Source organism: Achromobacter sp. ACRQX, from assembly GCF_022346505.1.
Lineage (GTDB): Bacteria > Pseudomonadota > Gammaproteobacteria > Burkholderiales > Burkholderiaceae_B > Achromobacter > Achromobacter animicus.
This window is the reverse complement of the sequence record NZ_JAKRML010000026.1, coordinates 45,577-66,094: the sequence shown is the minus strand read 5'-3', so window position 1 is coordinate 66,094 and position 20,518 is coordinate 45,577. Positions and strand designations below refer to the sequence as shown.

The following is a 20,518-nucleotide window of genomic DNA, read 5'->3' as shown; positions in this document are numbered from 1 at the left end:
ACGCGCCCGCTCCCTACGGCGCGTCCGGCCGGTACAGGACGTCGCGCATGTCGGATGAGGCGCCGAGCCGCCGCGACAATTCATCCGCGCGTTCGAGAATCAGCGCTTCAAACGACGCCGCGTCCACCGTTTTCAGCCGCACCGAGGGGCCGGCGATGGTGAGCGCGCCGACGAAGCGGTCTTCCTGCCCGATGACCGGTACGGACCAGGACGACGTATAGGGATCGCGCGCGCCGCAGGAGAAGATGGGCAGCCGGACCTGATCTCGCCGTTCGCCCTGCGCCCAGATCGCAAATACCTGGCCCGTCGATGACTTGTCGGGGGGCATCACGCTGCCGGCGATGACCTGGCTGTGCAGGCCTTCGTGCGGCTGATGGCGAAAGAGGCACAGACGCTGTCCCGGTTCGCCGCCTTCCACGTAATACGCGGCGCTTTCACCGGTATCCGCCGACAGCCGTTCAAGCACCGGCATGACGACCGCCTCCAGATCGAAGCCGCGTTCGTAGACGCGCGCAAGGAACAACACCCGCGGGCCCAACCCGTAGCGGCCATCGGGCTCGCGCACGACGTAACCGCACCGAGCCAGCGAATTGAGCAATCGAAAGATGGTCGTCTTGTGCAAGGGCAGGCGGTTGGCGAAATCCGCCAAAGACAGGTGCTCCGCACCGGGGCGAAAGCAGTCCATCACACTCAGGGCGCGTTCCACGGCCACCACACCATCATTGCTCATCGATCCTCCAAGAATGTTGAATTTATTGGGCGATTGTACGTGATACAACGTCGTTTCGGAAATTTAAAATGCCATCTGTCAGCTGTTTCGGGAGATCAAGATGGCAAATTCAATGCTCGTGGTGACCGCCCATGTGGGCGATTTCGTCTGGCGCTGTGGGGGCGCGATGGCCTTGCACGCAGCGCGCGGCGTGGATGTGCATCTGGTCTGCCTGAGCTATGGTGAGAACGGGGAGTCGAACTCGGCCTGGACGGGCGATGTCCAGCGCGATGCGGTCAAGGCGCAGCGCCATGCCGAAGCGCAGGCCGCGGCCGACATCCTTGGCGTCAGCAGCCTGGACTTTCACGATCTGGGCGACTATCCGCTGCCCGACTCGCCCGAGTCCGTGCGGCGTATCTCGGACACCATGCGCCGCACGAAACCTTCGGTGGTGCTCACACATCCCGAACACGACCCATCCAATCTCGATCATTGCCGCACGTTCGAAATGGCATTGCGCGGCCGCATGCAGGCGATGGCGCCTGGTCATGGCGCAGACTTCGTGGTGCCACCCCAAGTGCTGTGCTTCGAGCCTCACCAGACCGAGTTGTGCGGCTTCAAACCCAACGTGCTGCTGGACATCACGGACGTGTGGGAGCGCAAGTGGCAAGCCATGCAGGCCATGCCCACGCAGCGCAATCTGTGGGCCTATTACGAGCGCGTGGCATTGCAACGTGGCGCGCAGGCCGGCCGCCGGGGCAAGACCACCGGCACGCGTTACGGCGAGGCCTATCAAAGCATTTTCCCGGCCGTTGTATCGGCTCTCATGGAGTGAGCCGATGCGCACGATTCACGATACCGGCCTGACCAGCACGCTGCTGGCCGACGCCGGCGCGCGCTACCTGCGTGCGGCGATCAAACCCTTGCGAGCCGGTTGGACCCTACGCGGCCGCGCGTTGACCGTCTCGGTCCCAGCGGGCGACAACCTGGCGATCCATGCGGCGCTCGCGCTTGCGCAACCCGGCGATGTGCTGGTGGTGGACGCGCAGGGCTATACCGAGCGCGCGGTGATGGGCGGAATCATGTGTGCGCAGGCCGCGGCAAGCTGCCTCGCCGGCGTGGTGATCGACGGCGCGGTGCGGGACGCGGCAGAACTGCGCCAGGGCTCGCTACCCGTATTCGCGGCCGCGGTGTCGCCGGCAGGGCCTGCCAAGGCCGGCGGCGGCAGCGTCAACCGCCAGATCCAGTGCGGCGGGGTGCGGGTCGAACCCGGCGACTGGATCTTGGGCGATGACGACGGACTGGTCGCGGTCGCGCCCGAGGAATTGGAAACGATGATTGGGGCAGCACTGACCAAGGCCGGTGCCGAGGCCCGTCGAATGGCCGCCATCGCGCGCGGTGAACTACGCCCGGCGTGGCTCGACGAAGCGTTGGCCAAGGCCACGCTGGACATCGGCCTCGCACCGCGCGAGTCCAGATAACACGCATTCAGAACAACAGGAGGAAGACAATGAACTTCAAGCAAAAGCTGGGCGTGATCGCCCTGATGGCTGGCCTTGCGCCCATCGCCTCGGCCCACGCGGATTACCCGGAAAGGCCGATTCGGATGGTTGTGCCGTTCGCAGCGGGCGGTCCGGCCGACATGGTGGGACGCGAGTTCGCCAAGCTGTTCGGCGACAAGCTCGGCCAACCCGTGGTGGTCGTGAACGCGGGCGGCGGGCACGGCGTGCCCGCGCTGAATCAGGTGCTGGGCGCTGAGGCAGACGGCTACACGCTGCTCATGCCTGCGTCGGGCAACATGACGGTGCCGTCCAAAGCCATGCAGGGCAAGAACGTGCTGGAAATCCTGGCGCCCATCAGCCAGCTGACCGAAAGCCCGCATGTGCTGGTGGTGAACGCGCAGATGCCGGTGAACTCGGTGGCTGACCTCGTCGATTACGCCCGCGCGCATCCCGGCAAGGTCAATTTCGGATCGGCGGGCGTGGGCGGCGTGGCGCACCTGGGAATGGAACTCTTCAAAAGCAAGGCCAAGGTGGACGTGGTCCATGTGCCTTACCGTGGCACGTCGCAGGTGCTGACCGACCTGGCAGCGGGCCAGGTGCAGGCGCTGTTCAGCAGCATGCCGTCGCTCAAGCCCATGATCGACAAGGGGGCGGTAAAGGCGCTGGCAATGAGTGCGCCGAGCAAGGGTGCGGACACGGCCAAATTGCCGCTGATTTCCCAGAGCCTGCCGGGGGTGTCGTACACCACCTGGTACGGACTCTTCGCCAAGGCGGGCACGCCGCCCGAGGTGCTTGCCAAGCTGAATGAGGCGGTGGTCGAAACGCTGAAGAATCCCGAGCTGAACCAGAAGTTCGAGTCTCAGGGCGTGGAGTTCGTCTCCAGCACGCCGCAACAGCTTGCCGACACGGTCCGGCGCGACACGGCGCAGTGGACGGCGCTGATCAACGAGGCCGGCATCGAGATCGAGTAGCAATCGCGCCTGTGCAGGCGGGGCAGGGCAGTCGCCATGCCCCGCGTCTGCTGTGCGCGTCTGCACGCGCTTCTTCTACGCGCTTCTGCTACCCGCGTCTGCTACGACTTATCACGCCTTTCCCCGCGCGCGTTTGCTATAAAAGCGGCTATAGCGTTTCTGTAGGGCCGGGAAAATGTCGATATTCACGATCAGCCGCTGCGGCGCGGCGTTGTTTTTTGTCGCGGTGGTGGCGGGGTGCTCGTCCAGCAAGCCGACGGCTGCGGAAAAGGCCAGCATGGCGGCCACCACGCCCGCCCGGTCCAACGATGAGTGCAAGGCCAATCGCAAGAAGTGCCTGCACGAAGGGTCCTACGATGTCGGCGAGCGGGATTACGCAGAAGACGAAGCCAAGCGCCTGAACCTCGCCGAGTCCCAGCGTCTGCGGCGCCTGTTCGGAAAGTAAACTCCGTCATCCTTTCAATCCGCAGAATCGTTGTCCATGACCCGAAAACCGCTCGCCATCATTCAGATGGGCCGCCCGCCCGAAGATCTGCGGCAGGCGCAAGGCGAACAAGCCGACTGGATGCTGGCCGCGCTTGAAGATCCGGACCTGCCGGTGCGGGTCTTCAAGCCCCACGACGACGAACCTCTGCCCACGTGGAATGACGTGTCCGGCGCGGTGCTGACGGGATCGTGGTCCATGGTGACGGATCGCGAGCCCTGGAGCGAGCGCACGGCCGAATGGCTGCGCGGCGCGCATCGCGCGCAGTTGCCGCTATTGGGCATCTGCTACGGCCATCAACTGATGGCGCACGCGCTGGGCGGCGTCGTCGACTTTCATCCGCAGGGCCGCGAGATCGGCCAGCATGCCATCGACTTCTGCGCGGACATTGGCGACGATGCGCTGCTTGGCGCGCTGCCGCGGCGTTTTCTGGCCAATCTGACGCATGAGCAAAGCGTGTTGACGCCGCCGCCGGGCGCCGAAGTGCTGGCCCGTTCGCGGCACGATCCGCATCAGGTCCTGCGATATGGGCCGAACGCGTGGTCGGTGCAATTCCATCCCGAGTTCTCGCCGACGCTGATGTCGGCGTGCCTGTCGCGCCGCGCGCCGGTGTTCGAGGCGGAGGGCCACGACGTGGCGGCGATGGTCGCGGGCCTTGTCCCCACGTACGATGCGCGCCAATTGCTGCGCACGTTTGCGCGCATGCTGTCTTCATAGCACACGCACATGACACGCCTGCCGGCGTGGCCGATGTGCGCGCCGCTGTCGGCGTCGCGCCACAAAAAAGCGATTATTTCCATTTCTTGCTGCGAAATCGCTTGGTGTCCCCAGAACTGACATATTGCGTCCCTAGAATCCGTTCCTGCCATGCGCCGTGTGCATCACTGTGCCGCCTGCAATGCGGGTCTGGCCACATGCGCATGTCTGTTCACATCAATGGGAATCTGTAATGAAAAAGACTCTGTTCGCCACCGCCATCTTTGCCGCGCTGTCCGGCATGGCGCAGGCGGAAACCTCGGTGACGCTGTACGGCTTGATCGATACGGGCGTGGGCTATCAGCGGATCAAGGGCGATGGCTACCATGAATCCAAGGTCGGCATGAGCAACGGCGTTTCCAGCGGTTCGCGCTGGGGCCTGCGCGGTTCGGAAGACCTGGGCGACGGCCTCTCCGCCGTGTTCACGCTGGAAAGCGGCTTCAACTCGGCCAACGGCCAGTCGGGCCAGAGCAGCCGCCTGTTCGGCCGCCAAGCCACCATCGGCCTGAAGAGCTCGTCGTGGGGCTTGCTGGAATTCGGCCGTCAGACCAACATCGCTTCCAAGTACCTGGGCGCGATCGATCCGTTCGGCGCCAGCTACGGCCAAGCCAACATCGGCAACGCGTTCAGCGCCGCCAACACGGTCCGCTACGACAACATGGTCCAGTACTCGACCCCGTCGTTCGGCGGCTTCCAGGCTGGCGTCGGCTACTCGTTCAACATCGCCGACACGACCGCCGCACAGACCGGCTTCCGCACCGCTGACAACACCCGCGCCATCACGGCCGGCGTGCGCTACGTGAACGGTCCGCTGAACGTCGCCCTGACGTACGACCAACTGAACCCGGCCAACCAGCTTGGCAATGACGCCACGCCCAAGGCCTGGAGCATCGGCGCTTCGTACGACTTTGAAGTCGTGAAGCTGGCTGCCGCGTTCGGTCAGACGCGTGACGGCTGGTTCACCGGCCAAAGCATCAACGCCTTCGGCAGCGGCAGCCCCGAGGCCAAGAGCTTCAGCTCGAACGTTGGCGTCGAAGACTTCAAGGCCAATTCGTACATGGTCGGCGTGACCGTTCCGCTTGGCGCCAGCACCATCCTGGCTTCGTGGCAACGTGCCGATCCGGACAGCGATCTGCTGACCGGTGGCGATTCGGCCATGAACGTGTACAGCATCGGCTACACGTACAACCTGTCCAAGCGTACGAACCTGTACGCGCTGGGCTCCTACGCCACGGACTTCGCGTTCATCGACGGCGTGAAGAGCACGGTGGGCATGGTCGGTGTCCGTCATCGCTTCTAAGCGGCAGACGTGATGAGCGGCGCGCGCCAGGCGCGCGCCGCTTGCGCCCTGCACCGCGGTTGCACTGAGCGGATTGGGCGTCTTACCCGGCCACAGACGCGAAAAAAGCGGCCACCTCCCTAGCTCCACTCCCAGTCCGCTCACCCGAACTCCGATCATGGCAATTTGAAGGCCCGCGCAGGCTTGCGCGGGCTTCGTCATTTTTTGAGGCCGGATTGCGTAGCATTTTGGATCACCCTGCCGACCCTCATCGCCCGAGGGCAGGGTGAGTGTCGTTGTAGTATTGAACGCTCAGCCTAATCATCGGATAGCTATGCACACGCACAACGCACGGCTCGCAGAAATGACATTGGCGTTGACGCTGGCCATGGCCGCGGGCGCCTCTGCGCAGGCACAGAATGTTCAGCCGGGGGATGCGGGGGCAGCAGGCGGAGCGCCTGCGGCGGCTTCATCTGCGGCTAAGCCGCCAGCTGCGGCAGCGCCGGCGACGGCATCGACGGCGCCCGCACCTGCACCTGCGGCATCGGCGTCTGCGAAGCCTGCGCCTGCGCCGGCATCTGCCGCGTCAGCAGCGGCAGCGCCCGCCCCAGCATCGCCCGCCCCAACAGCGGCAGCGCCTGCATCGCCGGCTCCGGCCGCGCCAGCCGCAGCCACGCCCGCAGCGGCAGCGCCAGCCCCAGCAGCAGCCACGCCAACACCGGCAGCGCCCGCCCCGGCAGCACCTGCTCCAGCAGCGCCGGCGCCGTCAGCGCCAGCCGCGTCGACACCAGCCTCGCCGACACCGGCTCCTCCGGCCGCGGGATCGCCCGCCGCCGGATCGCCGGCCGCCGGTTCGCCGGCCGCCGGTTCGCCTGCCGCGCAACAAGACCCGAATGGCGCGACGGCGGACGCCGCCGCCGCTCCCCCGCCGCAGCCGCAAACGCTGCAGGTGCTGGACGGCAAGCTCAAGGTCCTCATCCCCGCCGGCTTCACCGAAACCGAATTTCCGTCGGACCCGGCAACGCCCGAGGTCTCCGGCAAGATCTACCTGAATCGCGCCACCATGCAGGCGATCATCGTGATCGATGTGCCGGTCGAACTGGCCGTCGGCGACGACGACGCGTTCACATTGGGCGCGATGGCCGCGGGCTTTCAGTCGCAGCAGAAGGAAGCGGTGCCGACGTTCAAGAAGACGGGAGACGGCGCGTTCAAGGTCGGCACCATCGGCGTTTTTCAAGTGGACGCGACCAGCAAACTGTCGGGCCGCCCGGCCGAGCTGACGGCGCTGTTCGCGGCGTCGGGCAAGAAGGTGGTGACGTTTTCCGCCTACACGCTCATGCAGGAAAAGGCCCGGCATCCCGGGCTGGTCGATGCCTTGAAGCAGGGCATGTCCGTCGCGCAGTAACGCCCTGCATCTGCCCGATGCGGGCGCACGAGCGGCGCAGCAGGGGCCGCCGCTGTGGGTCAGCCGCGGTACGACCGGCGCGGTGCATTGCCGCAATGCGACCGTCGCCGGACGTCCGTTCAGCGAACCAACCTCAGTTCGGTTTCCAAAACACGTAATCGGCCTGGTATTTGACCTGCGCCCGTTGGCCCTTGTTGGCCGCCGAGCAGGGCGTCTGCGGCGCGCCGCCGCCCGCGCGCACGAACCGCTGGATGTAGGTCACGCCGGTCAACAGACCCACGCCCGACGACGGATTGGCCAGGACGAGCTGGTCGTACAGGCGGTCCGGCCCGGCATTGGCGCGCACGGTTTCCATGCCGGTCAGCGTCGACCCGTCGGCCGCCCGCCAGGTTTCAGGCGGACTTTTGTAGGTGCCGGTCTGGCCGGATTGGCCCGCGCCAAGCGTCGCAGCCGCGCCCGCGATGACCCACGCGTAGCGCGCGCCGTCGGTCTGCGTCAGCCGGCATTCATACGTGATGTCGCCTTCCGCCGGCGCCTGCCAGACGATGCGGTTGTCGGCCGGCACCTGCATGATCTGCGGCGCCTTGTCCTGTGCGGCCGCGCCGGTCGCGATGACTGCGAGGCCGGCCGCCAGCAGCAGGCGGGGCAGCTTTTGGCGGGTGTGAGGCGGAATGCGGTTCATCCGTGCTCCTTCTGGCGGGCCGAGCGCGCCCGCGATGCATGGTTTGTCGTGACGGCTTGCCTTGGAACCGGCGCCGAACGCCGGGTCGGGCCATTCTGCCACGATTCCCGGGCAGCGCCTCGCTCAGTTCACCTGCAGCGTGTAGGCGGTCCGTCCGCGCAGCAGCGTCAGCACCAGCGGCTGCGCGCCCGCGCCGGTCAGCAGGTTGCGCAGGTCGGCAAGCGTGCTAACAGGGCGCTGATTCACGCCGATGACGATATCCCCGCGCTGCAGCCGCGCGGCCACGGGGCCGCGATCGGGAAACGTGGCGCTGACCGCGGCGCCGTCGTTGCCTTGCACGCGTTGCGCGCGTCCCACCTCGGAAAACTCCACGCCCATCATCCGGGCGTCCAGTGAACCTGCATGCAGACGCTCGTTCTGCTCCGGCTCGATGCGCAGCAGGACCTCGGTCCTTGCGCCGGCGCGGGACAATACCAGCCGCACCTGGCGCCCGACCGGCAACAGACCCTCCGCATTGCGCAGTTGGGCGCTGGAGCCGATTGTCTTGCCATCGATGGACAGGATCTGGTCGCGGGCCTGGACGCCTGCCTTTTGCGCGGGCGAGCCATCGGCGACGCGCGCCACGACGACGCCGGTCGATCCCGGCGCCAGTCCAAGCTGGCGGGTATTGCGCGGCGTGATGTCCAGCGTGTCCAGTCCAAGTCCGCCGCGCTGCACCTGCCCGTGCTGCAACAGTTGCTGCATGACTTCGCCCGCCAGATTCGACGGAATGGCAAAGCCGATGCCTACATTCCCGCCCGACGGCGTGTAGATCATGGTGTTGATGCCGACCAGGTCGCCGTTCAGATTGACCAGCGCGCCGCCCGAGTTGCCGGGGTTGATGGATGCGTCGGTCTGAATGAAGTTCTGGTAGCCCGCGGCGCGCAGGCTGGACCGGTCCAGCGCGGACACGATGCCGGACGACGCCGACTGTCCGAGGCCGTAGGGATCACCGATCGCCACCACGAAATCGCCCACGCGCAGGTCGCTGGAGTCGGACAGGGTCAGCGCCTGCAGGTTCTGCGCGGCGATGCGCAGCACGGCCAGATCCGTGTCCGGATCGCTGCCCACCACCGTGGCGTTGAAGCTGCGCCCATCCTGCAGGGACACGCGGATGGCGGACGCCCCGCGCACCACGTGATGGTTGGTCAGGATGTTGCCCTGGGTGGCGTCGACGATGACGCCCGAACCCACGTTCTGCCGCAGGCTGCCGGGCGTGGACGCACGGCCGCCGCTCGATGCCGCAGCGTCGGTAGACGCTGAAATATTGACGACGGCCGGCGTGACGCGTTCGAGCATTGGCGCCAGCGAAGGCAGCGGTTGACCACCGACGGCCACAGGCAGCGCGGCGCGGCCGGGCGTGGTCGCGGACGCCAGCACCAGCAGGCCGACGGCGGCCAGCGTGGCGGGTAAGCGTTGCACGGTCAGAAGAAAACGCTGCGCTGAGCGCGCGCGTTTGAGGCGGGGCGGTGAAGCCGGGTGGGGCATTTCGGTCCTTCATGCAGCGACGCGGCAGTATCGGGCGGCGCTGCTGCAGGGATATGACGGCGCGCGAAGGCGGCAGGCTGCCAGCGCGCGGGCGCGCGCCGGCAGGTCACGGATTGTCGCCGAACTTCCGCAAGGGACGTCCGGCGTGCCCCGCAACGCGTCAGAACCCGACGGCTTGTCCGTCGCGGCGCGAGTCCGACGCCGCCACGTAGCCGCCTTGCGGCAAGCGGCAGATGAGCTGCGCCGAGCCGAACTCCAGGCTGTCCACCGGGGCCACCGCGACGTTGTGGCCACGCGCGCGCAGTGTGTCGACCACGTCCGCCGGCAGGTGCGATTCCACGTTCACAACCGGACCCTTCTCGACGCGGAAGCGCGGCGCGTCGCTCATGGCCTGCGGGTTCTGGCCGAAGGCCGCCAGACGCGTGACCATCTGCAGATGGCCTTGCGCCTGCATCGAGCCACCCATCACGCCAAACGACATGACCGGCTGGCCGCCGCGCGTCACGAACGCGGGGATGATGGTGTGCATCGGCTTCTTGCGCGGCGCCACCTGGTTGACGTGGTCGGGCGTCAGCACGAAATTCAGGCCACGGTTGTGCAGGCTGATGCCGGTACCCGGCACGACCACGCCCGAACCAAAGCCGTGATAGTTGGACTGGATGAACGACACCATCGTGCCGCTGGCGTCCGCCGCGGTCAGGTAAACGGTGCCGCCGGTGGCGGGCGTGCCTGCGGTGGGCACGCTGGCGCGGTCCATCGAGATCAGGCGGGCGCGCTCGGCCAGATAGGCGCGGTCGAGCAGGGCGCGCGCGTCGGTGCGCATGTGGCGCGGATCGGCGACGTGATGGTGCAGGTCGGCAAACGCCAGCTTCATGGCTTCGATGCTGACGTGGTAGTAGTCGGCGCTGTCGCGGCCCATGCCTTCCAGGTCGAATTGTTCCAGCATGCCCAGCGCCATCAGTGCCGAGATGCCTTGGCCGCTGGGCGGGATTTCGTGCAGCTCGTAGTCGCGGAACGACTGCGAGATGGGCTTGACCCAATCGGCCTGGTGTTCGGCCAGGTCGACGGCGCTGAGCGCGCCGCCCGTCTTGGCAGCGAAGTCCGCGATCTTGCGGGCCAGTTCGCCGCGGTAGAAGCTTTCACCACCGGTTTCGGCGATGTCGCGCAAGGTCTTGGCCTGGTCGGGAAAGCGCCACCATTCGCCCGCCTGCGGCGCGCGGCCTTGCGGCAGGAAGGCCTCGGCAAAGCCCGGCTCGGCCGCGAGCTTGGGCGCCTGATTGGCCCATTGGCGCGCAATGGTGGGCGACACCGCAAAGCCTTCCTCGGCATACGCGATGGCGGGTTCGAAGAGCTTGGCGAAGGGCAGCTTGCCGAAGCGGTCGGACAAGGCTTTCCAGCCCGCGATCTGACCCGGCACCGTGACCGTGCCCCAGCCGGTGCCCGACATGGCGTCGCGGCCCCTGAAGTACTCGGGCGTCCACGCGGCCGGCGCACAGCCGCTGGAGTTCAGGCCGTGAAGCTGGCCGTCGTGCCAGATCAGGGCAAACATGTCGCCGCCGATCCCGTTCATCACGGGCTCGACAACGGTCAGGGCGATCGCGGTGGCAATGGCGCTGTCAACGGCATTGCCACCGGCCAGCAGCATGCGTAGTCCCGCCTGCGCAGCCAGCGGCTGGCTGGTCGCGACCGCGTTGGCGGCCAGGACCGGCATTTTTCGGGAAGCGTACGGAAAAGACCAATCGAAGGGGGAGGACATGGGTGCTGGAACTCGTTGGAAAAATTACTGCGGGGTGATGCCGGCCTGGTCGATCAGCTGCTTGGTGCGCGGAATCTCGGCCTTGATGAAGGCGGCGAATTCCTCGCGGCTGCCGCCACGCGGCTCGGCGCCGGCTTCGGCGAGCTTACCGCGCAATGCGGGGTCGGCGAGCACTTTGTTGACGGCTTTGTTGAGCTTGTCGAGGATCGGTGCGGGCGTGCCTTGAGGCGCGACCAGACCGTACCACGGCGCGATGTCGTAGCCCGAGAAGCCTTGCTCGGCGATCGTCGGGATGTCCGGCGCCAGCGCCGAGCGCTGCGAATTGGACATGCCCAGCGCCAGCAGCGAGCCGCTCTTGGCCTGGGGCAGTCCGGTCATGATGGTGTCGAAGTACATCGACACCTGACCGCTCAGCAGGGCGGGGATGGCTTCGCCGGCGCCCTTGTAGGGCACGTGCAGAATGTCGATGCCAGCGACGGACTTGAGCATCTCGCCCGCCATGTGCGAGGTCGTGCCCGTGCCGAACGAGGCATAGGTCAGCTTGCCGGGATTGGCGCGCGCATAGGCCACCATTTCGGGCAGCGTCTTGAACGGCTGCGACGGATTGGCCAGCAGGATATTCGGCGTGTAGGCCACCATCGACACCAGCTCGAAAGCGTCGGGGTCGTAGGCCAGGCGTTTCTGCAGGAAGCGGTTGGTGACGACGGCAGCCGGGCCGCCCATCAGCAACGTGTAGCCGTCCGCGGCCGACCGCGCGACCGACGCGCTGCCGATCGCGGCCGCGGCGCCGGGGCGGGCCTCGATGACGAAGGGCTGGCCCAGTTCGGCGGACAGCGCCGCGCCAAGCTGGCGCGAGATCAGGTCCGTGGCCGAGCCGGCCTGGAAAGGCACGACGATGCGCACGGGATGCTGCGGCCAGTCCGTGGCTTGCGCGGCCGCTTGCGCCCCGAAGGCCATCGCGGCGGCGCCTGCCAGCGCCCGGATGAGACGAAATTTCATGGATTCCCCTTGATCGCGTTATGGAAAGCGTATGGGCCGGGTCGGGTCTGATGCCCGTTCCGGCCGAGCGGGCGCGGTCTGCCGCGTCCTGCCCTGGATTAAACGCAACGCGCGAACCCTCGGCCATAGGTATTTGCATCCATGGATCATTGGATCCAATTTGTGTTATTTTCGCCCTTATCTATCATGGCGGCTTTCCAAGCCCGGGGGCGTCAGTGCTGCAATTCCAGAAGACAGCCATCAGCGCCGAAGACGAGGCGTACCTGCATCTACAGCGTGAAATCCGACTGGGCCGCTACGCGCCCGGCCAGCGCCTCGTGCCCGACGTGGTGGCCGCCGAGATCGGCACCAGCCGCATGCCCGTGCGCGGCGCGCTCCGCCGCCTGGCGTCGGAAGGTCTGGTCGAGATCCGCGCCAATCGCGGCGCCGTGGTGCGCGGCTTGAATCAGCAGGAGATGCTCGAGGTCTTCGAGATGCGCTCCGTGCTCGAAGGGTTGGCCACGCGCAATGCCGTGGAAAACATGGGCCCCGAACACATCCGCCGGCTGTCGAACATGCTCGAGCAGCTGGACCAGGGCGCAAACGAAGATCTTGACTGGACCGCCGCGCACCGCGAATTCCATGAATACCTGTGCAGCTTCTGTAAACAACCGCGCCTGTTGAATCAGATCTCAGAACTGCATTCGGTTGTCGAACCGTACATGCGCCTCTGGGCCGCCCAGCCCGGCCGCGTGCTGCGCGTGCGCGAATCGCACCAGGAACTGATCGACGCGCTACAGACCCGCGACGCGGCGCGTTGCGAGGCCGCGATGCGCCAGCATGTGCTGAATACGGTGCCCGCTTTGCAGGCGTTTTTGGAGCAGGGTGGCTGATCCAGGTGTCGCTGCGATAGCCATCCCTTGGCGCAACCGTGTCATGGGTGGCAGACACCGATCATTCGCAACTTCGACCGGCAGCGGGGCGGCCGGTCGAATTTTGCCTTGCGATGCGTTTTGACTGGCGATTTGATGCGCGCTTTGGTGTGCGCTTTGATGTGCGCCGTGATGGTGCGACTTGACGAGCGCTTTGGCCCGCGACTCGATATCAATACTTATTATCCAGCACCTGGATTATTGAAATGAATTAGCGCCAGAAAAGAAAAAAGCCGCTAAAAGCGGCTGATTTCAAATGAATTCTTGGGGTGGCTGATGGGGCTCGAACCCACGACAACCGGAATCACAATCCGGGACTCTACCAACTGAGCTACAGCCACCTCTGGTACTGCTTTGCACTTCAGTTTCCTTCAGTGCTTTCGTCGTTTTGCGCCTTTCAAATTTGCTTCGAAAGCTGCTCAACAACGAAGAGGCCGAATTCTAGCACGTTTTTTTGAAGGGTGTGAAATCGCCTTCAAAAAGTAGTCTTGCCACCGGCGGCAGCCTTGCTATTCTTGCGCTGGTTAACCACTGGAGGCCGTGTTTCAAGCCATCGCCATGGATCGCATACACGCATTTTTGATCGAATACTGGCCTCATGTTGCCTTTGCCATCAGCATCGTGGCGGGCACGGGCGCGGCGGTGCATGCCGCGATGACCAAGCAGGATGTGCGGGCGGCCATTGGCTGGGTGGGGGTGGCGATGTTCTCGCCGATCCTCGGGGCGCTTTTCTATTTCGTGGCGGGGATCAACCGCATTCGCAAGACGCGGGTGTCGCAGCAGCGGGACGACGCGATGCTCGAGGACGCTGGGCAGGTCGCGACGGCGCCGGTGGATGTGGTGCCCATATCGGGCGAGCAGTTTGCGTCATTGAAAGTGCTTGGCGACCGCGTCAGCCGGTTCGAGCTGCTGGGCGGCAACCAGGTGCGGCCGCTGGCGGGTGGCGACGAGACGTATCCCGCGATGCTGCAGGCCATCCGCGAGGCGCGGCACACGGTGGCGATGCAGAGCTACATCTTCGATAACGATCCGATCGGGCGCGAGGTGGCCGAGGCGCTGATCGAAGCGCAGGCGCGCGGTGTGCAGGTGCGGGTGCTGATCGACGCCGTGGGTTCCAAGTATTCACGCCCGCCGATCGTGCGCATGCTGGCGAAGGCGAACGTGCCGGTGGCGCGGTTCATGACCAATCCGATGGGCGTGCTGCGCATGCCCTACGCCAATCTGCGCAGCCACCGCAAGGTGCTGGTGGTAGACGGACGTGTGGGGTTTACGGGCGGCATGAACGTGCGGGCGGCGTTTGTCAGCGCGCTGGCGGGGGATGCCACCAACCACGACACGCACTTCCGCGTGGAAGGGCCGATCGTGACGCAGCTGATGTCGGTGTTCGCGCATGACTGGAATTTCACGACGCACGAGTCGCTGTCCGCCAAGCCGTGGTTCGATCCTGACTACCTGCCGCCGTCGGGCCACGTGCCGATCCGCTGCGTGCCGTCCGGCCCGGACCGCGCAATCGGCAGCACGCACAACATGCTGCTGGGCGCGTTGGCGGTGGCGCGGCATCACGTGCGGATCCAATCGCCTTACTTCCTGCCCGACCAGACGCTGATCGGCGCGCTGGCCACGGCGGCGCGACGTGGGATCGTCGTGGACATCGTGATTCCGGGCAAGAACAACCTGCGGCTGGTGGACTACGCGATGACGGCGCAGCTTGATCAGGTGGTGCGAACGGGCTGCCGCGTCTGGCGGTCGAGCGGTGCATTCGATCACTCCAAGCTGATGACGGTGGACGGCGCGTGGACTTACGCCGGCTCGTCGAACCTGGATCCGCGCAGCCTGCGATTGAATTTCGAATTGGACACCGAGATCTACGATCCCGAGGTGGCCCGCTGGATCGGCGCGCGCGTTGATGCGTTGATCGCCAACGCGCACCGCGTGACGCTGGAAGATCTGCTGCAGGCGCCTTTTGCGAAGCGCCTGCGCAACAAGGTGATCTGGCTGGCTACGCCTTATCTGTAGCGTGGGTCCCTTGTAGCGCGGGTCCCGGCCGGCAAGCCTGTGCCGCCGGCCACGCCCGCTTCGTCGATCAGCCGTCCGAAGCCGGCACCGCCGCATGTCGCACCGCGAACACGGCGCTCGCCTTGAGCATGACGCGGCCCTCCACCTGAAGGCGGCAGGTCGCGTAGATGAGCCGCTTGCCCTGCTTGTCGATCTGCACGTGGGCTTCGAGCCAATCGCCCGGATTGACGGCATTCAGAAACTCGACGGACATCTGCGCCGTGACGACGGATACGTGGGCGTCTTCGGAAATGACGAGGCCCAGCGCACTGTCGGCAAACGTGGCCAGAAATCCGCCGTGTGCCATGCCGTGCATGTTGCCGTGCGCCGTGGTGACCCGCAGGGCCAACACGTTGTCGGCCTTGCGGCGGTAGAACGGGCCCAGGTCGTTCAGGTGGCGCATGAACTGGCTGCTGGGATACCAGGGCGTGAAACCGGCGGGAAGGGAGTCTGTCATGGCTGGCGATGCAAGAGTCCCGTAGGACGATCCCCGAAAGTATTCCAGACGCGACCGCGCAGGCATAGCGCGGTGATCGGGGCGCGGACGCACGCGGAATTGTCACCACGCCGTGCAACCCCCCGGCCCAGCGCTCATCTTCTGAGGGTAAGATTTACGGCACAACAATCACCCTACATGGCAGGAGCATTTGAAGATGGCGAAAGTCGGCATGGTTGGTATCGGCCTCATGGGCCACGGCATTGCAAGCAACCTAGTCAAGCATGGTCACGCGCTGACCGTGCTCGAACACCCGGGCAACCAGCCGCTGGACGCGCTCAAGGCGGCCGGCGCGGTCAGCGTGACCAGCGGGGCCGAGCTGGCTGCGCAGTCGGATGTGATCATCCTGTGCGTCACCGGCAGCCCGCAGGTCGAAGCCGTGCTGCTGTCGCCGGCCGGTGTGCTCGAGGGGCTGCGTCCCGGCACCGTCATCATCGATTGCTCAACGGCCATTCCGTCGTCGACCGTGAAGGTCGCGCAGGCCGTCACCGAAAGCGGCGGCCGCTTTCTGGACGCGCCCATGACGCGCACCCCGAAAGAAGCCGCCGAAGGCCGTCTTAACCTGCTGGTGGGCGGCGATGCGGCGTTGTTTGACGAATGCAAGCCGCTCTTGGCCTGCTTCGCTGAAAACATCACGCATGCCGGCCCGGTGGGCGCCGGCCATCGCATGAAGCTGCTGCACAACTATGTGTCGCTGGGCGTGGTGGCGCTGCTGTCCGAAGCCGCGGCGTGCGCGCTGCGTTCCGACATCGACCCGGCCGTCTTTGCGGAAGTGCTGGCCAAGGGCGGCGGCGGCGGTGTAGCGCTGGAGCGCATCAAGCCGTATTTGCTGGAACAGGATCCGTCGTCCCTGCGCTTTTTCATGTCGAACGCGCAGAAGGATCTTTCGTACTACAACACCATGGCCGCCGAAGCCGGAGCGGTCCGCGAGATCGGCGCCGCCGTGCAGCAAACGTTCGATCAGGCCGTTGCGCAAGGCGGCGGCGAACGTTATGTGCCCGAGCTGGTGTCGTTGCTGAAAGACCGTTAACGCCTGCGGGCCGGGGGTGCGGCGCACCCTCGGCAAGTCGCCCAAGCCTCGGGCGATTCAGCGTCCGGCGGCAGGCACCGCGCGTGGCGCGCGCAGGATTCCGCGCGGCGGCAGGCGCATCGAGATGAATGCGGCCAGGAACAGCAGCGCGCCGGCCGACCCGAAGGCCACCCAGTGCGTGCCAAAGGTCTCGAACGCCCAGCCGCCCAGCCACGAGCTGATCATGCCGCCGATCTGGTGGCCCAGATACGTCAGCCCGTACAGCACGCCAACCAGCCGGATGCCATACACGTCTGCCAGGATGGCCGAGGACAGCGCGATGCTGCCGGCCCAGACGATGCCGCCGATGGTCGCAGCCAAATACAGTTCCCAATGTGCGCCCACCATGACCAGCGCGAAGAATCCCAGTCCCCGCACCAGATAGATGGCCGCCAGGATGTTGCGGCGTTCGACCTGGTCGGACATGCGGCCCAGCACCAAGGTGCTGAAAATGGCGACCAAGCCAATCAGGCCGATCCCCAGCGAGCTGGTGGTGGCGTCAAAGCCGTGGTCCATCAGCATGGGCATGCCGTGCGTGCCCAGCAGGTTCATGCTGAAACCACAGGCAAACAGACCCAGCGCGACCTGCCAGAACGGCAACGTGCGCAGGGCATCACCCAGCCCCGGCGCGGGCGCCTTGGCTGCCGGCTTGGCCGTGCCGGTCTTTTCGATGATCTGATGGGGCAGCAGGTCGGTGTGCTCGGGCGCCTCGTCGCGCATCACGAAAAGCGCGACCGGCACGGTCAACAGCGCAAACAGCACGGCAAAGCCCAGCAGCGTTTCCTGCCAGCCGACCGCCGATATGGCGTAGGTGAGCGTCGGGGTCATCAGCGCGATGCCGGCCATCGACCCGGTGGACAGGAAGAAGAGCGCCATGCCGCGCTGGCGCGTGAACCAGCGGCTGATCACCGGCGTCAGCGCCACCGGGCTGGTGAAGGCCAGACCCACGGATAGCGCAACGCCAAAGGCCAGCAAAAATTCGAGGGGTCCGCGCGCGAAGACGGTCCAGATGGAAGCCAATACCACGATGGCCGTGCCGGTCAGCAGGACGAAGCGCGTGCCGCGGATGCTGACCAGATAACCCGCCAGCGGCATGCCCAGGCCATAGCACAGCATGCCGATGGCGACGATGCCCGACAGCAGGCTGCGCGAAAAGCCCAGGCTCTCGGCCATGGGCAGAAAGAACGGTCCGATGCCCATGCGCAGGCCGACCGTAAACAGGGTGAGTACCGTGGCGGCGCCGACGATGTTCCAGCCGAAATACCAGCCGCCCGACTCTTGCTTGTCCAATCCGCTTCTCCTCGATGTCTTTTTTTGTGGCCACTTGCGCGCCAGGACTTGCAGACACCGAGGGCAGGCACGGAGGGACGCTCCGCTGTCGACAGGGGTGGGAAGGACCAGGCGTGAATCGGCTTGCTTGCGCCGGCGGGTTTGACGCCAGACGCGTCATATTACTCCTGGCTATAAAGCGATGGCGGCAAGATTGAGTAATCCTGTCCGGTGAGCGGTCACCCCAAGTTTTTAATAAATATCCGATTTCGGGACGGGGACTGCATACCTATACTCGCCTGCGCAGCGTGCTGGCAATTTGCCGGCCGTATTGGACACTTTTCAATTCTTCCTGGCTGTTCAACGATGCCGTATTCCGAACAACCGCTGCGGTGGAGGCAGTATCAATACCGGTCCATTCCGGACGAATTTCTGGCATCGCGTGATGCGGAGTCAGTCATTGGCCAAGCCAGCGCCTTGCCCAGTGGCTCCAAAGCCTACATCGTGGACGAGGACGAGTCTTCGGTGTGGGCGGTGCGCCGGACGCTCGCCGACTTCTCCATCGAAGTCGTGCAGAGCCGAACAGTCAACGAATTCCTGTCCATTTATTCAGCGGGCGAGTGCGACTGTCTCATCATGGATTTCGGGAAGGCGGCTGCCGATACCGCGATACAGCGCGACCTGGTTCAGGTCAACGCGGCGTTGCCAACCATCTTCATCAAGGCCGAACCCGAATTCGGAGATGCCGTCGAAGCCATGCGGCGCGGCGCCGTCGATTTCTTTGCCAAACCCTTGAACTCAAGCCGGCTCTGCCAAGCCATTCACCATGCACTGCGGCTGAGCCGCCGCGCTCACCTGAACCGGCTCCGATCAGACCAGGAAGAAGCACGCAAAGCGATGCTCACGCCGCGTGAACTGGTGATTGTCCAAGGCGTCATCGCCGGGCATTCCAGCAAAGAGATCGCAGAGCATCTCCATATTTCAGTCCGTACCGTCGACAACCACAAGGCGCGCATTTACTCGAAGTTGAACATCAACACCTCGCTCGCCTTGGCCCGCCTTTTCATTGGTCTGATAAAGCCGGTCAGCGACGGCAGGCTTACTGAGTCGCCTCGCCATTTTTTGCCTGCAAAGAGGTAGTTCTACTCTGCATTTCGGCCTGTTGATCTTGAAATAATGTGACGCCCAGTTTCCAGATTCGTTGACGCAGAACGTGGCCTGCAGCCTTGCGCGACGCCGTGATGTAAATGCAAAGCGGCAAAGCGGCGCATCAAGGTCTGATTGAAGGGCACGAGGTAATTGGGGGCTCGCACGCCAGGCTGCCGCGCCTGGCCTGTAGAGAGACGTGTAATGCGCACTGCGCATCGTTGATTAAGTCACAAGGACCGTTATGAATAAAAAGATAATCTCCCGATTCGCGTGCTTGGGAGCTGCTGTTGGACTGATCGCAGTCACGCCTGGCCAAGCCATCGCTGCCGAAGACTTCAAACCGCCCGTGGGGAAAATCACGCAGCGTGCCGCGCCTGCCAAGGGGGCACCTTCATCCGGCACCAAAGCGCCGGCGGCGTCCGCGGCAACCACGGGATCTCAAGACATCACCCGCGCCCGCCCGGCTGCCGTGGCACCGGACAAGGGCCTCTCCATCACCTCGGGCGCAACGCTCAATTCCCAGTTGATCCGGGTGCGCACGTCGGGCGGCACCGGGGCGTTGAACTTCCGGCTGCTTGATACCAGCGGCAAACCCGCCGAACTGCCCGCCGGGCTGGTGTTCGGATCCGACGGTTCGCTGTCTGGCGCCGCTCCTTCTGTGGCCAGCCCCAAGACATTGACGTATCTCATCCAGGTCGAAGACAGCGGCGGCGGCAAGGCCAGCCGTACCGTGCAACTGACCATCAATCCGCCCTTGAACGTCGAGGGCGGCTCCATTCAAGCGACGGCGGGCGGGCGCATCAAGAGCCCCGTCAAGTTCATCAACGTCAGCGGCGGCACCGGCAACTACGCCGTCTCCTATTCAAATCCCGACGGCAGCGCCATGCGCATGCCTTCCGGGCTGGTGCTCGACGGCAGCGGCCGTGTCAGCGGCGCGGTGCCCAAGTCCCTGGAAAAAATGGCGGGGCTTACGGCCACCATCAGCGACGAGGGCGGCGCCCGCGTTTCCATTCCCGTCGATTTCAACCTTGCGCCCGCGCTGGAGGTCTCCACCCTTCCGATCGAACTCACGGCGGGCGCCACGATGCCGTCGGCGGTGCCGGTGGTAAACGCCACGGGCGGAAGCGGTGCGGTGCGCTACACGCTATTCGACAAGGATGGCACGACGCCTGCCCGGCTTCCGGAAGGCCTGAAGTTCGACGAGGCCACCGGCACGCTACGGGGTTTGGTGCCGCCGACCCCGCAAGAAGGCCGGTATGTGGTGTTGGCCCAGGACGCCGGCGGCGGCGAGGCCAGCGCCCGATTCGAATGGAAGATCAATCCTCAGCTTCAGATTTCGTTCGAATAAGCCGGTTCACCCGCAAGACGCCCGCCTTCTGCATTCGCATGCAGAAGGCGGGCGTTTTTTGCGGGTTGCATTGCACCTTTGTTACAGGGCCAAGCGGCGAGCCAGGCCATGCAATCCCGCGCTGACCTCCTTCTGGTCGGACTTGAAGCCG

At 65.3% G+C, this 20,518-nt stretch carries 21 protein-coding genes and 1 tRNA gene; 12 read left to right on the top strand and 10 right to left on the bottom strand.

What is annotated here, in order from left to right; translation table 11 throughout:
- Nucleotides 1-13: 13 nt before the first annotated feature.
- Nucleotides 14-730 (bottom strand): IclR family transcriptional regulator, encoded by a 717-nt coding sequence (locus MHZ91_RS20935; protein WP_175138701.1) that lies wholly within the window; start codon nt 728-730, stop codon nt 14-16.
- Nucleotides 731-830: 100 nt separating this feature from the next.
- On the opposite strand from MHZ91_RS20935, the gene MHZ91_RS20930 reads away from it, so the two are divergent.
- From MHZ91_RS20930 to MHZ91_RS20920, 3 genes are read left to right on the top strand one after another with little or no spacing between them, the layout of a single operon-like run.
- Complete coding sequence (locus tag MHZ91_RS20930) at nt 831-1,544, top strand: PIG-L deacetylase family protein (protein ID WP_191579335.1); 714 nt, start codon at nt 831-833, stop codon at nt 1,542-1,544.
- Nucleotides 1,545-1,548: 4 nt separating this feature from the next.
- Entirely contained in the window at nt 1,549-2,190 is a 642-nt protein-coding gene (locus MHZ91_RS20925) for an RraA family protein (RefSeq protein ID WP_191579336.1), read from the top strand.
- Between the two features lie 29 nt (nt 2,191-2,219).
- Nucleotides 2,220-3,182, top strand: coding sequence for a tripartite tricarboxylate transporter substrate binding protein (locus tag MHZ91_RS20920; RefSeq protein WP_191579337.1), 963 nt, complete (start codon nt 2,220-2,222; stop codon nt 3,180-3,182).
- A gap of 111 nt (nt 3,183-3,293) precedes the next feature.
- Here the strand turns inward: MHZ91_RS20920 and MHZ91_RS20915 are convergent, their stop codons facing one another.
- Nucleotides 3,294-3,461 carry a hypothetical protein gene (locus MHZ91_RS20915; protein ID WP_239215511.1) on the bottom strand — a complete coding sequence of 56 codons (168 nt, stop codon included), beginning with the start codon at nt 3,459-3,461 and terminating at the stop codon, nt 3,294-3,296.
- On the opposite strand from MHZ91_RS20915, the gene MHZ91_RS20910 reads away from it, so the two are divergent.
- The 3 genes from MHZ91_RS20910 to MHZ91_RS20900 all read left to right on the top strand — a co-directional run bounded on the left by MHZ91_RS20910 (nt 3,460) and on the right by MHZ91_RS20900 (nt 5,722).
- On the top strand, nt 3,460-3,627 hold the full coding sequence (locus MHZ91_RS20910) for a hypothetical protein (protein ID WP_313065589.1): 168 nt from the start codon (nt 3,460-3,462) through the stop codon (nt 3,625-3,627). The genes MHZ91_RS20915 and MHZ91_RS20910 overlap by 2 nt on opposite strands.
- A gap of 36 nt (nt 3,628-3,663) precedes the next feature.
- Nucleotides 3,664-4,383, top strand: a complete 720-nt coding sequence (locus MHZ91_RS20905) for a glutamine amidotransferase (protein WP_239215486.1) — start codon at nt 3,664-3,666, stop codon at nt 4,381-4,383.
- A gap of 232 nt (nt 4,384-4,615) precedes the next feature.
- Complete coding sequence (locus MHZ91_RS20900) at nt 4,616-5,722, top strand: porin (protein ID WP_175138695.1); 1,107 nt, start codon at nt 4,616-4,618, stop codon at nt 5,720-5,722.
- Between the two features lie 458 nt (nt 5,723-6,180).
- Here the strand turns inward: MHZ91_RS20900 and MHZ91_RS20895 are convergent, their stop codons facing one another.
- Nucleotides 6,181-6,504 carry a hypothetical protein gene (locus tag MHZ91_RS20895; protein WP_239215485.1) on the bottom strand — a complete coding sequence of 108 codons (324 nt, stop codon included), beginning with the start codon at nt 6,502-6,504 and terminating at the stop codon, nt 6,181-6,183.
- Between the two features lie 146 nt (nt 6,505-6,650).
- On the opposite strand from MHZ91_RS20895, the gene MHZ91_RS20890 reads away from it, so the two are divergent.
- Nucleotides 6,651-7,106 (top strand): hypothetical protein, encoded by a 456-nt coding sequence (locus tag MHZ91_RS20890; protein ID WP_239215484.1) that lies wholly within the window; start codon nt 6,651-6,653, stop codon nt 7,104-7,106.
- A 133-nt stretch (nt 7,107-7,239) separates the two neighbouring features.
- On the opposite strand, the gene MHZ91_RS20885 is transcribed toward MHZ91_RS20890, so the two are convergent.
- The 4 genes from MHZ91_RS20885 to MHZ91_RS20870 all read right to left on the bottom strand — a co-directional run bounded on the left by MHZ91_RS20885 (nt 7,240) and on the right by MHZ91_RS20870 (nt 12,070).
- Nucleotides 7,240-7,788: a DUF3455 domain-containing protein gene (locus tag MHZ91_RS20885; protein ID WP_175124360.1), complete on the bottom strand. Its 549-nt coding sequence runs from the start codon at nt 7,786-7,788 to the stop codon at nt 7,240-7,242.
- Between the two features lie 123 nt (nt 7,789-7,911).
- Nucleotides 7,912-9,249 (bottom strand): trypsin-like peptidase domain-containing protein, encoded by a 1,338-nt coding sequence (locus tag MHZ91_RS20880; protein ID WP_239215483.1) that lies wholly within the window; start codon nt 9,247-9,249, stop codon nt 7,912-7,914.
- A 226-nt stretch (nt 9,250-9,475) separates the two neighbouring features.
- A complete protein-coding gene (ggt, locus tag MHZ91_RS20875; RefSeq protein WP_239215481.1) occupies nt 9,476-11,071 on the bottom strand; it encodes a gamma-glutamyltransferase in 1,596 nt (531 codons plus the stop codon).
- A gap of 24 nt (nt 11,072-11,095) precedes the next feature.
- Nucleotides 11,096-12,070, bottom strand: coding sequence for a tripartite tricarboxylate transporter substrate binding protein (locus MHZ91_RS20870; protein WP_175124358.1), 975 nt, complete (start codon nt 12,068-12,070; stop codon nt 11,096-11,098).
- Nucleotides 12,071-12,285: 215 nt separating this feature from the next.
- Between MHZ91_RS20870 and MHZ91_RS20865 the strand changes: the two genes are divergently transcribed.
- Nucleotides 12,286-12,942, top strand: coding sequence for a GntR family transcriptional regulator (locus tag MHZ91_RS20865; protein ID WP_175124357.1), 657 nt, complete (start codon nt 12,286-12,288; stop codon nt 12,940-12,942).
- Nucleotides 12,943-13,246: 304 nt separating this feature from the next.
- On the opposite strand, the gene MHZ91_RS20860 is transcribed toward MHZ91_RS20865, so the two are convergent.
- A tRNA-His gene (locus MHZ91_RS20860) sits at nt 13,247-13,322 on the bottom strand.
- A 217-nt stretch (nt 13,323-13,539) separates the two neighbouring features.
- Here MHZ91_RS20860 and MHZ91_RS20855 point away from each other — a divergent pair.
- Complete coding sequence (locus MHZ91_RS20855; RefSeq protein WP_175124356.1) at nt 13,540-14,997, top strand: phospholipase D-like domain-containing protein; 1,458 nt, start codon at nt 13,540-13,542, stop codon at nt 14,995-14,997.
- Between the two features lie 67 nt (nt 14,998-15,064).
- Here the strand turns inward: MHZ91_RS20855 and MHZ91_RS20850 are convergent, their stop codons facing one another.
- Nucleotides 15,065-15,493 carry a PaaI family thioesterase gene (locus MHZ91_RS20850; protein ID WP_056563788.1) on the bottom strand — a complete coding sequence of 143 codons (429 nt, stop codon included), beginning with the start codon at nt 15,491-15,493 and terminating at the stop codon, nt 15,065-15,067.
- 196 nt (nt 15,494-15,689) lie between these two features.
- On the opposite strand from MHZ91_RS20850, the gene MHZ91_RS20845 reads away from it, so the two are divergent.
- Nucleotides 15,690-16,562, top strand: a complete 873-nt coding sequence (locus MHZ91_RS20845; protein ID WP_191579344.1) for an NAD(P)-dependent oxidoreductase — start codon at nt 15,690-15,692, stop codon at nt 16,560-16,562.
- Between the two features lie 57 nt (nt 16,563-16,619).
- Here the strand turns inward: MHZ91_RS20845 and MHZ91_RS20840 are convergent, their stop codons facing one another.
- Nucleotides 16,620-17,891, bottom strand: a complete 1,272-nt coding sequence (locus tag MHZ91_RS20840; RefSeq protein WP_239215479.1) for an MFS transporter — start codon at nt 17,889-17,891, stop codon at nt 16,620-16,622.
- A gap of 345 nt (nt 17,892-18,236) precedes the next feature.
- Here MHZ91_RS20840 and MHZ91_RS20835 point away from each other — a divergent pair, with 345 nt between their 5' ends.
- Both MHZ91_RS20835 and MHZ91_RS20830 read left to right on the top strand, forming a co-directional pair.
- The gene (locus MHZ91_RS20835; RefSeq protein ID WP_239215477.1) at nt 18,237-19,010 is read left to right on the top strand and encodes a response regulator transcription factor; all 774 of its coding nucleotides are present in this window, start codon (nt 18,237-18,239) and stop codon (nt 19,008-19,010) included.
- Nucleotides 19,011-19,488: 478 nt separating this feature from the next.
- Nucleotides 19,489-20,367 carry an Ig domain-containing protein gene (locus MHZ91_RS20830; protein WP_175138687.1) on the top strand — a complete coding sequence of 293 codons (879 nt, stop codon included), beginning with the start codon at nt 19,489-19,491 and terminating at the stop codon, nt 20,365-20,367.
- The last annotated feature ends 151 nt before the right edge of the window (nt 20,368-20,518 follow it).